The sequence below is a fragment of the Desulfocicer niacini genome, assembly GCF_054657595.1.
The window spans coordinates 1-13,896 of record NZ_BAAHYK010000050.1; the positions used below are offsets into that span (position 1 = coordinate 1).

Genomic DNA, 13,896 nt, shown 5'->3' on the forward strand with positions numbered 1-13,896 from the left:
TTCATACTCAATTACCCGGGGATCAAAGGGTTTGGGAACAATATATTCTCTTCCATAGGAAAAGGATTTTCCGCCATAGGCTTTTGCCACAGACTCGGGAACGGGCTCCCTGGCAAGCTCTGCCAATGCCTTGGCAGCGGCAATCTTCATGCCTTCAGAAATCTTGGTGGCTCCCACATCCAGGGCACCACGGAAGATGAAAGGAAAACCAAGGACATTGTTGATCTGGTTGGGATAATCAGAGCGGCCGGTGGCCATGATAAGATCGTCTCTAGCTGCAATGGCATCTTCATAGGCAATTTCAGGATCAGGATTGGCCATGGCAAATACAATGGGGTCCTTGGCCATGGATTTGAGCATATCCTGACTCACCACATCTTTCTGGGAAACGCCAATGAAAACATCGGCATCCACCATGGCATCGGCAAGGGTTCTGGCGGCGGTATCCACAGCAAAAATTTCCTTGTATTTGTTCATGCCAGCTTCCCGGCCCTTATAAATCACGCCCCTGGAGTCGCACATGGTGAGATTTTCATACTTAACACCCATGGAAACAAACAATTTTGCACAGGAAATACCCGCAGCACCGGCACCGTTGAAAACAACCTTCAACGCATCCATTTTTTTACCGGTGATATCAACGGCACTGATGAGTCCGGCCGCACAGATGATGGCGGTGCCATGCTGATCATCATGAAAAACAGGGATATTGCAAAGTTCAATGAGAGTCTCTTCAATTTCAAAACATTCCGGGGCCTTGATGTCTTCCAGGTTTATCCCCCCAAAGGTAGGCTCCATGGTTTTGACGATGTCAATTATCTTTTTGGGATCTTCGGTGTCAAGCTCAATATCAAACACATCCACATCGGCAAAGCGTTTGAACAATACACCTTTTCCTTCCATCACCGGCTTACTTGCCAAGGCACCCAGGTTACCAAGCCCCAGAATGGCGGTACCATTGGAAATAACACCCACAAGATTCTGTCGGCTGGTGAAGGTTTTGGCACATTCAGAATTTTCTGCAATGGCTTTCACCGGAAGAGCAACACCCGGGGTGTAGGCCATGGAAAGATCATCGGCTGTCTGGCAGGGTTTGGTGGGCATTACCTCAATTTTTCCTGGAACCGGATAAGAATGATAACTGAACACATCGTCTTTAAAATTTGTAACAGGACACGCTTCCTTGTACATGATAGAGACTTCCTCGTAAAAATTAATTATGGTTATAGGGAAAAAGGTACCCGGCAAAAAAACATGCAACCATGGCTGGCCGCCTGCCCGTCGAACACCTGTTCTGCTATTTTTTCAAGGGAAGGAATCCACTGTATTTTTGATTCCCTGGCAGGGAAGCATACAACCTCCCCCGGCACCCTCAATACAATTTCAATAAAAGCCCGTCAGTATATGAACAAGCAACAGACCATACCAGCTTTTCATGAAATATTCCATGGAATATTTCATGAAAATAAAAATTTATCCCCTGTTTTTTTACTGTGCCGTCACAAGCGCCCACTGGGGGATGATGCTGGGATCAATGGCAAACACCGTAACTCCGAATACCAGGAAAACAGCGGTGATAACAACCACACCAATGAAGTTAATGAGAACACCGGCCCGGACCATTTCAATCATCTTGATGCGTCCGCTGCTGAACACAATGGCATTGGGGGGCGTTGCAATGGGCATCATGAAGGCGCAGGAGGCGGACAGGGTGGCGGGAATCAGCAACATCAGCGGGTTAATTTTCATGGCCACGGCAATGGAGGAGAGAATGGGCAGAATCATCTGGGTGGTGGCCGTATTGGAGGTCAGCTCAGTTAAAAAGGTCAGGGTCCCGCAGATACTGGAAATCATGGCCACGGTGCTGGTGCCTTCCAATATCTGAAGTTTTTGACCGATGAAAACGGAAAGCCCGGAGGTCTGGAATCCCTTGGCCAGGGCAAACCCGCCGCCAAATAAAAGGATAATGCCCCAGGGCAGCTTGGTAAACACATCAGCATCCAACAACGTAGGGGTGTCGGCATCCTTTCTGGTGGTGGGCAGAAAAAACAAGGTGATGGCCATGGCAATGGCAACGGTGCCGTCATCCACCATGCCTTTAAAGGGAAGTAATGAGGCCCATCCCGGCACCACGGCGAACCCAAGGTTCAGATCTTTTCTGAAAATCCATAAAAGGGCTGTCATGGCAAAAACGATCAATACCTTTTTTTCTTCCGCAGATATGGGACCAAGATCGGCATATTCTTTATGCACAACACCCTGATCCACCCGGACATGGGCCGGGGTACGATAGAACACCTGGGTGAGCAACAGCCAGATAACCATGATCATTACAAAGGACAGCGGCAATGCCATGATCATCCAGGTACCGAAGGAGATGGCTGGAGCCGTGGGAAACAACTGCTCAAAGGTACGGGTCAACACCAGGTTGGGCGGTGTCCCCACCAGGGTGGCAGCCCCCCCCATGGAAGCGGCATAGGCAATGCCTAAAAGCAACGGCAATGCAAAGGTTTTGGCTTCATCTTTTCCAAACTGCTCTTCCATTTTTAATACAATGGAAAGGGCAATGGGAAGCATCATCACAGCCGTTGCCGTGTTGGAGATCCACATGGAAAGAAAGGCAGATGCCATCATAAACCCGAAAACAATACGGGCAGGCCCTCCCCCAATGGTTTTGACCACAAAGAGAGCAATGCGCTTGTGCAGATTCCATTTTTCCATGGCAAGGGCAATGAGAAAACCGCCCATAAATAAAAAGATGGTGCTGTTAAAATAAACCGCTGCAGCTTCTTTGCCCTTCATGATGCCCAGAATCGGGTAACAGATCACCGGCAGGAGGGATGTGGCGGCAAGGGGAACTGCCTCTGTAACCCACATGACAGCCATTAGTACGGCAACTGCGGCCATACGGGTTACTTCCGGATGTGCAGGATCAAGGTCCATCATCCATACCAGTAAAAAGAATAATGGGCCAAGGATAAGGCCGCTGACTTGCAGTTTTGATCGATTATTAAGTACATAGGGTGCCATGGGTAACCTCCGATTCCAGATGGTGGGTAATAGACTGATTTCATAATTTCTGTTTATGAACCATCTGCAAAGGCTGTACCATTCTCAATTTAGGGAGATAAAATAATAAAATTCAACCCCATGGATACCGTATATTTAAAGGGTTTTCAGATATAAGAAAGGGAAAGAGAAAAGGGAATGGCAAAAATATTGAGGAATTGGAGGCCTTTTTAAAAGACCAAAATCCACCGACCAGGGGCGGATTTCCGCCGTCTTGAAACGCCTTTTTTAAAAAGGCTTTGTGGATATTGCACAAACATATTAATGTATATTTTTTTATATGAAAAGGCAGCCTCCAAGGCAACCTCAGCAGAGCCGCCCCCCCGATGGGCAATAGGAACCGGACAATTGAGCTGTCTACAGTTCCGGTCCGGGCCCATTGCCCGTCGGGGGCGGCGGCGGCATAATGCCATTTTTATTCTTCGTTGTGTCGGCAGGCCCACATGATCGTTATAGGGTTTTCAGGAGGCTTGGGGCATGGGCTTTATCGGTCACAGGCGTTGGTAGATAACGCCAAGAACACTCCCCTGACCGCCTTCTCGCAAAACAGGCTGAAAAAAGATTTAAAAATTGAGAAACCCAAAATTCAGGGGGTGATAACAGACATGATTACACCGCCTGCACTTGCTCTGGCAGTGGTATTTTTTTTGCATCACCCCATGTCATGGAAAATAATAACAAAAAAATGCGAAAAATGAAGTTCGGCATATTAAAAAAATTTCTGGCAGGTTTTCTGGTGCTCTCCCTGGTACCCATGATGGTTCTGGGCCTCTATACCTGGGTGCGCATGAACCACGTGGTGGAACTTCTTGTGGACAGCAGTCGTACTGCCCTGACCCAGACATCCATGTCCCTGCTCCAGGCCAGAGCCGGTGCCATTGCCACCCAGGTGGAACAGTTCCTGGATGCCGCCGTGGCAGACCTGAACATGCTGGCCACCCTGCCCCCGGATTCCGGGATTTACAACAGTTTTTTCCAGGTCCACCAGCGGACCATATGGCTTCCCACCGGGGATTCACTGGCACCCCGGGGTATAACAAGCACCCTGCCCCTTTATGCTGAAATCTCGTTTGTGGACCTTGAAGGCAACGAACAGATTCTCATCCGGGAAGGCCAACCCCTCTCTTCCCGGCGGAATGTGGCCACCCCTTTTTTAAGTGCCTACGGCCGGGAGGATTTCTTTGAAAAGACCATGGCAATGACCGGGGATGCACCCCATGTCTCCCATCTTTTGGGGTTCCATGTGGCACGTCCGGAACCGCCTGCCGGGGTGAACCAGCTCTCGGACACCGAAATTCCCCCCTGGCCAGAGAGAAACCGCGCCTTTTCCGGCATCATCCGATTTTCCAGAAAAGTTTACGACCACGGCACGCCTGTGGGCGTGGTATCCATTGCCCTTGATCACCGACATCTCATGGAATTTACCCAGCATGTACAGCCCTTCGGCAATGAAAAGGTGCTCTCCCCCAATTATTTCAGTGGCGACTATGCCTTTATGTTTGATGATCAAGGATGGATGATAACCCACCCCAAGCCCTGGGATATCCGGGGTGTTAATTCTGAGGGCATCCTTGTTGACCCCACCACAGACGCCTACCGGAAAAAAGAAATACAGGCGGGGAAACTGCCGTTTAACCTGCTCCATGTCCCCTTTGTCCACGAAAACTACGGCACCATTGCCAGGCAGGTAATAAAGGGACTTTCCGGGGTTCAGCAGACCGCCAGTGTGGGCGGTATTCCCCGGATTCTGGCCTATGCTCCCATCAAATTCAATCTGGGTGAGTACCGCGACACCGGCTGTTTCGGCGGAGTCACTCTGGGTGTTCAAACCGGCCGATTTCATAATACCGTCAACGGCACATCTATCACCATCCGTGCCATCCTTAAAAAGATTGCCCACAACTATCTTTTGCTGGTTGCTTTCACCGCCATTGTGGTGGCAGCCGTGGCAGTATTTCTATCCCGCACTTTCACCCGCCCCATCCGTCTTCTCTCCAGCCATATGGGCGAAATCAGCCGGGGTAACTATGACGTCAGCATTGCCATCAACAGCGGTGATGAGTTGGAAATCCTGGTCCAGGAATTCCGATCCATGGGCCGAAAGTTAAAGCAGAACGAAAAAAATCTTGTCAAATCCTTGAAGGATCTGGAAAAACAGGCCCACATGCTAAACAGCATCTTCTCCAACATGCTGTCCGGCCTCATGGTGTTTGACAAAAACGGCACCATCCTTTCTGCCAACCCCAAGGCTGCCCGATTTTTCAGGCAATCCCGGGAGGAACTCACCGGCCGGAACATCCAGGAACTTCTGGCCCCCTACCCGGCCTGGCTGGAACTGATCGAGGACAATACCCCGGCCATCAGACGTCAGGCCGTGCCCCTTGATATCAAACGCCCGGACAACAGGCCCCTGCACCTGGAAACCGCCATGGCTTCCTTATTGAATGATGATACCGGTACCAGTTCCTCGACCCTGCTCATCTTCAGGGATATCACCCGGCGCAAAAACATGGAAAAACACATTGCCCGGTCAGACAAACTGGTCTCCCTTGGCATCCTGGCCGCCGGCATTGCCCACGAGATCCGCAACCCCCTGACAGGGATCACATTGATGCTGGATGATCTCCACGATCGCATTGCCAACCGCACCAGTGACCGCCTTTTGATCCAGCGGGCCCTGGAAGAAATTGAAAAACTTGAAAACATTGTCAACCGCCTGCTGGACTTTGCCGCAAAACCCGGCCATACCCCCACCCTGGAGGACATCAATCATGTCATTGACGACACAATGTTCTTTGTCTCCAAACAATGCCGAAAACAGGGTGTCCTTCTCAACCGGAAGCCCGGGGAAAACCTGCCCCGCATCCACATGGACAGAGAACGCATCCGCCAGGCCATCATAAACATCGTACTCAATGCCCTGAATGTACTGCAGAAGGGTGGCACCATTACTATCACCACCACCCTGTCCCGGGAAGAAGCCGATGACTTTATCCTTCTTGCCATTGCCGACAACGGACCGGGCATTGCCAAGGAAGACATGGAACTAATATTTGACCCGTTTTTCAGTCACAACCCCGAAGGATTCGGTCTCGGGTTATCCATCACCCACACCATCGTGGAAGAGCACGGAGGAAAGATAACAGTGGAAAGCGATCTGGACCGTGGTACCTGTTTTAGCATCCATCTACCGGTGGCATGAGACTGGCCTGCCCAAGGGAAGGTGGCAAAAAAACGTGATCATTGATGATTTACCATAACGCATTAACATCACAAAATGGAGGCGGCAGTGTCTCCCCTGAAGCATGAACTTAAGGGCGTCACCGCTGATTTTTTATGAAAAAAATTCTTGTTGTGGATGATGAAGCCATCATCCGGGAAAACCTGCACCGCATCCTCACCGAAGAGGGCTACGATGTCTCCACCGAAGCATCGGGACAGGCGGGGCTTGATTTCATGGCGGCCAATGATGTGGACATTGTGCTCCTGGATCTAAATCTTCCGGACATCCACGGCCTGGATGTACTGAAACAGGCAAAAGCCCTGGACCCGGATCTTCTGGTGATCATCATCACAGGATACGCCTCCATTGAATCGGCAGTAAAGGCCCTTAAAATGGGGGCCTATGACTACATCAAAAAACCCTTCAAGGCCGATGCCATAAAGCTGATCCTGCGACTTGCCATGGAGACCAGCCACCTGAAACAGCAGGTGGGGATTTTAAAAAAGAGCCTGAACCTGCCGGACAGACCTGGCATTGTGGCCCAGAGCCCCCAGATGCAGGTCATTGTGGCCCAGTCCCGGGAGGTGGCCCAGCACGAAAGTGCCAATGTGCTGATAACGGGGGAAAGCGGCTGCGGTAAAGAGGTGGTGGCCCAGACCATCCACCATGCAAGCCCTCGCCACGGCATGCCCATGGTGATCATCAACTGTGCCGCTTTGCCTGAAAACCTGCTGGAAAGCGAGCTGTTCGGCCATGAAAAAGGAGCATTCACCGATGCGGTGAAAAAAACCAAGGGACTTTTTGAGATGGCAGAAGGGGGCACTGTGTTTCTGGATGAAATCGGGGAGATGCCCATCCAGCTCCAGGCCAAGCTTCTGGGGGTGCTGGAGAGAAGGTTATTCCGGCGTATCGGCGGCAACCGGGATATCAAAACCGATGTAAAAATTATTGCCGCCACCAACATTGATCTCAAGCAGGCCATTGCCGAAAAAAAATTCCGACAGGATCTTTATTATCGCCTCAGCGTCTTTCCCATCCACATCCCGCCCCTGCGGGAGCGACCCGAAGATATTTCGGCCCTTGCCGTGCTGTTTCTGAAAAAATATGCCCGGCAGTTTCACAAACAATTCACCCGCATTGATGACCGTGCCCAGGCCCGGCTTCTGGAATACCCCTGGCCCGGCAATGTACGGGAGTTGAAAAATGTATTTGAACGTATCTGTATCATGCACAACGATAATATTCTGGGGTTGAACCACCTCCCCTCTGAAATTGAGGATGCCCCCCCGGCACCGGATGCCTTTGTGGAGGTCCCCGATGAACTGTACGATCTGGAGTCCGTGCTGGAGGAAGTAACCATCCGCATGGTGCACAAGGCCCTTAAAAAAAGTGACGGGAACACCACCAAGGCAGCCCTTTTGCTGGGGATTCCCCGGGGAACGCTGCGATATAAGATTGATAAGCTTAAAATTCAGTAATATCTGCCCGGTTTGATTTCCTTTCTGCGGGGCTCTGCCCCACATCTTTACAAAGCCTGGGGCAGATGTTCCAAAATTTCATCAAAATGAGCACCTGGACCGATCCTGTGGGCAAGAGTGGCTTTCCCCTCCATGGAACTGCTTGTTGCCAATGCCATGTGGAAGAAACCGCTTCATTTTAATAAGTTTGCCCTTACCACTACTGTAAGCGAGATACCCCTGCCAGATTTCCTCCGGCATAGGCACACCAATTGCTTAAGAAACCGATAATCACCACTTCAAAAGGTTGGACGCATTTCCATTTTACCGGTTCGACGCTTAATCAGAGAGGGGTCAGGCTCCACGAAGACTACTGGCAAAAACAAAATAACTTGATCGTCCTTAAGTTTTATACCTTTTGGACCGAGAATATAGATATTTTGCAGGTCTCTTCCATCGAATTCAATCTGACTGCCTGAATTTATTGATGCTCGTGCTTCAAACCACATAAAGCGTATTAAATGCCCGCAGAGATTAATGTATAATTTTAACGGAGGTGAATATGCATTTTGTCATCGGTGCACCGCAACGTGTAGGCCCCCCCGCCAAAAAGCAGGAAACAAAAAACGGACAACTGGAAGCACGAATCTTGAACGTTCGCTCTCCCCGAAAACGTCCAAGACGAAAATCATCCCGCCCCCAGGACAGGAGATACAGAAGCCCGGAACATGACACCGCCTCGGGACGTGTCATGGTATTGCTGGTACCTGACGGCTATAAGATTCCAAGGGATATCAATTCCGGTGACTACAGGATCTTTATAAGATTTGCACGACGTCGCCAGGGGTAGTCCATTTCTGCCATTTAAAAAAAGCATCCTTGCTAGTCTCGCAAAAAGTCCGACTCGCATTTATGGAACACATTCTGTCGGGCTAAAAGCACAAAAAAACACCCCATAGGCTGATCAGAATTCCATGGGCCAGATTTTTACAGGGGCATCACTCTTAAAGTGCTGGGAAAAGCCTGCTGGATTCTGTATAACAGAGATGTCCGCACGGACCCAACATTGGAAAAATAATAAAAGGATGCAAGCAAATGTCCATTGTCCCTTGCCAGGATTCCATAAACAGCCTTCCCCTTGGGGCCTCACTGTACGCAACATTTCTGTGTGTTTTGTTTGGAGCCAACCCAACGGCAATTAAAATAAGCCTTGGGGGATTTGGTATCTTCACCGTGGCAGGGCTCCGATTTTCCATTGCGGCACTGGCCCTTATTCTGTGGGCAAGGCTTACCCAGAGCCCCCTGGCACTGAAAAACCGAAAACAGGTCCTGCAGATGGGGATACTCGCCCTGATTTTCTTCAGCCAGATCACCTGTTTTTATATTGGTTTAAGCAAAACAACGGCATCCCATGGTACCCTGATCGCCAACCTGCTGCCCTTTATTGTGATGATTCTGGCCCATTTTTATATTCCCGGCGACCACATTACCATGAAAAAAACCATTGGCATTGTACTTGGATTCAGTGGCGTATTATGCCTGTTGATGGATAAGGGAGGGCTTTCCGGAGAAATTCACAAGGGCGATCTTTTTGTGCTTATGGCGGTTTTCATGTGGGGATGCAATGCCATCTACCTCAAACGAATTATTGCCCACTTTCATGCGGTTCAGGTCACGGTCTACCCTATGCTTTTCTCCATTCCCTTCTTTTTCATGGCGGGGTGGTTCTGGGATGCTCCCATGGTGGGCACTCTGGATATCTCTATTTTTCTATCCATGCTGTATCAGTCACTGGTCACCGCAGCTTATGGATTTATTTCCTGGAACCTGATGCTCCAGAAATTCGGGGCCACGGCTGTGCACACCTTTGTCTTTATCATGCCCGTCTCCGGCGTTTTTTTTGGGGTATCACTTCTGGGAGAACCCCTGTCCGCTGCATTGATCATGTCCATTCTCCTGATTGTCACGGGTATCCTGGTGGTGCACTGCCATTGGCCCCGGCAGAAGAAACAGGCGCTGCCCATTGTGAACCAATAAGTTCCGTCATTATAAAATCTCAAAAGGAGCAAAACAAATATGTCCGCATCCATACTTTACATTCCCCACGGCGGTGGTCCGCTCCCCCTCATGGAACACCCGGGACATACAACCCTGACAAAATTTCTTAAAACCATTTCCACCCGGATTCCCAAACCCGAAGCCATTGTGGTCATAAGTGCCCACTGGGAAAGGGATATTCCGGTGATAACGGCCAACCCCACCCCGGAATTGATTTACGATTATTTCGGATTTCCCCAAGCCGCCTATGAAATCACCTACCCAGCCATGGGGGCAACGGATCTGGCCCATACCATGCAGAGGCTTCTGAGCCAGGCCCGGATCAAAGCCAGAACCGATGATCGCCGGGGATTTGACCATGGCCTGTTTGTCCCCCTGAAACAGATGTATCCTGATGCAACTATCCCATGCCTGCAACTCTCATTGACTGCTGACCTGGACCCTTCTGCCCATCTGGCAGCAGGCAATGCCCTTTCCCCACTGTGCCACAAAAATATTCTGGTTCTGGGATCGGGATTTTCATTTCATAACATGGGGGCCTTTGCCGATTACGATCCAGAAGTTGACATAGAAGACCCGGAAAATCATGCCTTCCAACAATGGCTGATCCAGACCTGCACCGCTCCTGACATAAGCCCGGATCAACGCCGGGAACGACTTATCCACTGGGAGCAGACAGCCCATTCCCGTTACTGTCATCCCCGGGAAGAGCACCTACTGCCCCTCCATGTCTGTGCTGGCATGGCTGGCTATGGGCAGGCCGAGACCGTTTTTCGGGATAAAATCATGGGAAAGGAAGCTGTGGCCTTTTTGTGGCAGCATGTTTAGGGGATTTACGTGAATAAGCCCAATATTTATAAATCATGCCTGATAAATATAAAAATTATGCTCAATTAAGCCAAAATGAACGACAGGATGTGGATTACACAATCTTCCATCGTGAGGGGCCTTCCCCAATTGCTGTGATGGCCCCCCACGGTGGCGGCATAGAGCCAGGCACCATAGATATTGCGGACTCCATGGCCGGATGTGATCATACTTTTTATGCATTCAAGGGTCTGAAAAAAATAAACAACAAAGTTTTGCACATAAGCAGCAATCGATTTGACGAGGCCCTGGGAGTCCAGATTTCAGAAAATGCCCTCATGGTCATTTCTGTTCACGGGTCCAGATTCAGGACAAATACCGTTCATGTCGGCGGGAAGAATCAAAGATTAAAACAAAAAATTACACATGCACTCACAGCAGATGGATTTAATGCCGAAATAAGTAAGATACCGGGGCTTAAAGGCATCAGCCCTGAAAATATATGCAACCGATGCAAAGGCAGGGAAGGTGTTCAACTGGAAATATCAAGGGGATTAAGAGAAAAAATGTTTCACAACCTTGATCATCGTAATCTGAGACAGCGGACAACTTATTTTTATAAATTTGTCAATATTATGCAAGGTGTCCTATCAAGATTCTCAGCCCTGGAGACAACTAATAATACAGCACCAGAAAAGAGAAGTACCAGATAATGGAAAAGCAAAATCAAACCGCAAGGTCTTCTTACACGGGAATCAACAGATATTGATTTACCGTTTTTAAATCCCAGGCAAACATTATTTTGGAATTTTGGCTGGACTAAATGGTATACTTGATCACAGCAAGGGCCACTCGTCATCATTGTTGACCTCTCCTTGAAATGGGCGATGGGGTGATCAATCCCATGGGAAATCAATGGGCACTGATTCCTTGAAAATGTTCAGTTAACGCATTAACTGCAGTTAACGCCATGGCGGCGTTGGGTGCATATCCGTGTGCACCTATTTGTCTTGCATATTTTTCAGTGACCGTATTGCCCCCGACAACGACCTTTATTTTGTCTTGGAGACCATGGGTCCGGATGGTATTTATGATTTCATTCATGCAGGGCATTGCTGTCTTTAAAGATGCGGATACACAGATGATGCCGGCATTCCTTTTGATGGCGGCGTCAATAAAATCCTGAGGCGGTACGTCCCTGCCTAGGTCCAGGACATTATGGCCATATGAAGTGAGGATTGATTTGACGATATTTTTGCCGATGTCGTGCATATCTCCTTGAATCACCCCCATTACAATGGTGTTTTCATTGGCGGGACTGTATTTGATGATGCCTGATTTTAAAGAGGTTACAGCCTTATTCAGCGTTTCGGAAAACGCCATCAACTGGGGAAAGAAATATTCACCGGATTCACATTTTTTGCCGACAATTTCCATTCCTTCGCAAAGGCCATTCTGGATGATTAAATGGGGATCAAGGTTATGCACCAATGCCTGATTGACCCATGACAGGGTTTTATTTTCGTCCATATTTATGACAGCCAGGCGTAATTGTGACATGATGTTGTTTGCTTGCGTTGATGTGGACATCATAAAATCTCCATTTGTTTATGGTCTGATAAAAACAGATCTATTCTTTTTACTCTGATGGGATATTTTGGGAAGATATTTCGCCATCTTCCCAGCAAAAGGGACTTGAGCGCAGCTTTAGTGGATAATGCTTCGTTTTTATTCAGATAGCAAGATGGCAAATCAAACCGGGGATAAATGACCTGTATGTTCTGCCATTTATTAGGGGCTATCTTGGCTTCAAGGATAAAAACAGATGGCAGATGCCCCTGTGCAGGAATGCTGCCATCTTCAGTGGTGATGACTAAATGATTGGCAGCATCATTTTGAGACAGAGTCTGTGTTTCAGGTTGAACCTGATGTCTGTGTACGCCCTTTTGTTTCATTAATGCTCAACTGCCACCAATGATAATCCCAGCTTGGTTTCTGCAAACTGTATCTTTTCAAGGGCATTTTTGTCCAAAACAGTCGGTTTGGTTTCATGGCATGAAAATGCCAGAAGCGTGATGCCCAATTCTGACTCAAGTTGTTTGATCTGATGAACATCCGATTGTTGTAAATTTGAAAGACTGCAAAGCATAATAGCCTCCTTGATTGTTTTTTTTATGGTTATGTATATTTAACTTGCCTTTCAAAGCAGCGGTGTTCGTACGCGCCTTGACTGGGAAAGTTAATTGATAATTTAACCGTAAATTTAAATTTGAACAAGCAGGGAATTATAACTGTTTAATGACGGGTAAAAACCGTTACTGAGCCAACGTTTTTAAGAAAGTGCCTAAATTGTTTCCTGTGTTTTTCAAGCCAAGCTTATCTCTCAGGTTGCGCCTGTGAAAATTGACAGTGGTTATGGAAATGTTCAGAATATCGGCAATTTCCTTGGAAGATTTATCCTGTTTGATGAGGGATGCAATTTTTATTTCCTGGGAGGTCAGAATACTCTCTTCATTGGTAATATGACGTAAAAATGGTGAGGCAATCTGCTTTAATTCAGACTCAATAAGATTGATTAAAGGCATTGCCGTGGTCATGTGACTGTGTTTTTTCAATTGATCGAGGTAGGGTAAAATGTTTTGTTTTAAATTTTGAAAAAAAGTTATTTCCAGATCTTTCAAGTCTTCTTCTCTTTGTCTGAGCAGAACCCGCAAAGCCGTGTTTGTCTCTTCAAGGCGCAGTGATTTTTGCTTGAGTTCTTCTTCTCTTTGACGGATTTTGTCCTCGGCAAGTTTCAGCGGTGTAATGTTTTCATGGCTGATGACAATTCTTAAGGGATTAGATCCTGGTACCCGGATTGCCCGCATGTAAAACCATCGTTTCTGCTCCGGAGAATGACAGGGATAATCCATCACAAATTCTTCAATTTCACCTTGGATGACTTGGCGTATACCCTGAGCCACCAAGCGGATATTTTCATCTGAATCTTCTTGAGCAAGATCGCAGATTTCAAGATAGTTGATATTTAACATATCTGGTTGCATGCCGATGTGATTAGAAGTGGCAAAGTGCTGCCATGCACGGTTGGTTTTAATGATCTTTCCGTTTTGATCTATAACGGCAATATGGGCGGACAGCGAATTAAGAATGGTCTCAGCGTAAATCAATGACATTGAAAAGTATTCCTCTGGATAAATTTTTAAGGGGTTTATCCTCCCGGGCAGGCATTTCCTTCTAAAACGTGGACAGAACGGTTCATTCCCATTTTGGTCACAATATAAT

General features: G+C 48.1%; 12 protein-coding genes and 1 pseudogene. 6 read left to right on the plus strand and 7 right to left on the minus strand.

What is annotated here, in order from left to right; all coding sequences use genetic code 11:
- Window positions 1-1,191 (minus strand): malic enzyme-like NAD(P)-binding protein (locus tag ACYQ2M_RS20770; protein ID WP_459918303.1); only part of this gene is annotated, 1,191 nt, incomplete at its 3' end.
- Window positions 1,192-1,488: 297 nt separating this feature from the next.
- Entirely contained in the window at window positions 1,489-3,030 is a 1,542-nt protein-coding gene (locus tag ACYQ2M_RS20775; protein ID WP_459918304.1) for an SLC13 family permease, read from the minus strand.
- Between the two features lie 724 nt (window positions 3,031-3,754).
- Between ACYQ2M_RS20775 and ACYQ2M_RS20780 the strand changes: the two genes are divergently transcribed.
- Both ACYQ2M_RS20780 and ACYQ2M_RS20785 read left to right on the plus strand, forming a co-directional pair.
- Window positions 3,755-6,271 (plus strand): ATP-binding protein, encoded by a 2,517-nt coding sequence (locus ACYQ2M_RS20780; protein ID WP_459918305.1) that lies wholly within the window; start codon window positions 3,755-3,757, stop codon window positions 6,269-6,271.
- 134 nt (window positions 6,272-6,405) lie between these two features.
- Complete coding sequence (locus ACYQ2M_RS20785) at window positions 6,406-7,770, plus strand: sigma-54-dependent transcriptional regulator (protein WP_459918306.1); 1,365 nt, start codon at window positions 6,406-6,408, stop codon at window positions 7,768-7,770.
- A 202-nt stretch (window positions 7,771-7,972) separates the two neighbouring features.
- Here the strand turns inward: ACYQ2M_RS20785 and ACYQ2M_RS20790 are convergent.
- Window positions 7,973-8,047: pseudogene (locus ACYQ2M_RS20790) on the minus strand (methyl-viologen-reducing hydrogenase subunit delta); the annotation flags it as partial.
- A 264-nt stretch (window positions 8,048-8,311) separates the two neighbouring features.
- On the opposite strand from ACYQ2M_RS20790, the gene ACYQ2M_RS20795 reads away from it, so the two are divergent.
- The 4 genes from ACYQ2M_RS20795 to ACYQ2M_RS20810 all read left to right on the plus strand — a co-directional run bounded on the left by ACYQ2M_RS20795 (window position 8,312) and on the right by ACYQ2M_RS20810 (window position 11,327).
- Complete coding sequence (locus ACYQ2M_RS20795) at window positions 8,312-8,599, plus strand: hypothetical protein (RefSeq protein WP_459918307.1); 288 nt, start codon at window positions 8,312-8,314, stop codon at window positions 8,597-8,599.
- A 245-nt stretch (window positions 8,600-8,844) separates the two neighbouring features.
- Window positions 8,845-9,786: a DMT family transporter gene (locus ACYQ2M_RS20800; protein WP_459918308.1), complete on the plus strand. Its 942-nt coding sequence runs from the start codon at window positions 8,845-8,847 to the stop codon at window positions 9,784-9,786.
- A 39-nt stretch (window positions 9,787-9,825) separates the two neighbouring features.
- Window positions 9,826-10,635: a DODA-type extradiol aromatic ring-opening family dioxygenase gene (locus ACYQ2M_RS20805; RefSeq protein ID WP_459918309.1), complete on the plus strand. Its 810-nt coding sequence runs from the start codon at window positions 9,826-9,828 to the stop codon at window positions 10,633-10,635.
- Between the two features lie 35 nt (window positions 10,636-10,670).
- Complete coding sequence (locus ACYQ2M_RS20810) at window positions 10,671-11,327, plus strand: poly-gamma-glutamate hydrolase family protein (protein ID WP_459918310.1); 657 nt, start codon at window positions 10,671-10,673, stop codon at window positions 11,325-11,327.
- A 199-nt stretch (window positions 11,328-11,526) separates the two neighbouring features.
- On the opposite strand, the gene ACYQ2M_RS20815 is transcribed toward ACYQ2M_RS20810, so the two are convergent.
- The 4 genes from ACYQ2M_RS20815 to ACYQ2M_RS20830 form a co-directional block, all read right to left on the minus strand.
- The gene (locus ACYQ2M_RS20815) at window positions 11,527-12,207 is read right to left on the minus strand and encodes a cobalamin B12-binding domain-containing protein (protein WP_459918311.1); all 681 of its coding nucleotides are present in this window, start codon (window positions 12,205-12,207) and stop codon (window positions 11,527-11,529) included.
- Window positions 12,204-12,569, minus strand: a complete 366-nt coding sequence (locus ACYQ2M_RS20820; RefSeq protein WP_459918312.1) for a hypothetical protein — start codon at window positions 12,567-12,569, stop codon at window positions 12,204-12,206. Before ACYQ2M_RS20820 ends, ACYQ2M_RS20815 begins: the two co-directional genes overlap by 4 nt.
- The gene (locus tag ACYQ2M_RS20825; protein WP_459918313.1) at window positions 12,569-12,763 is read right to left on the minus strand and encodes a hypothetical protein; all 195 of its coding nucleotides are present in this window, start codon (window positions 12,761-12,763) and stop codon (window positions 12,569-12,571) included. Before ACYQ2M_RS20825 ends, ACYQ2M_RS20820 begins: the two co-directional genes overlap by 1 nt.
- 166 nt (window positions 12,764-12,929) lie before the next feature.
- A complete protein-coding gene (locus ACYQ2M_RS20830; RefSeq protein ID WP_459918314.1) occupies window positions 12,930-13,787 on the minus strand; it encodes a LuxR C-terminal-related transcriptional regulator in 858 nt (285 codons plus the stop codon).
- Between the last annotated feature and the right edge of the window lie 109 nt (window positions 13,788-13,896).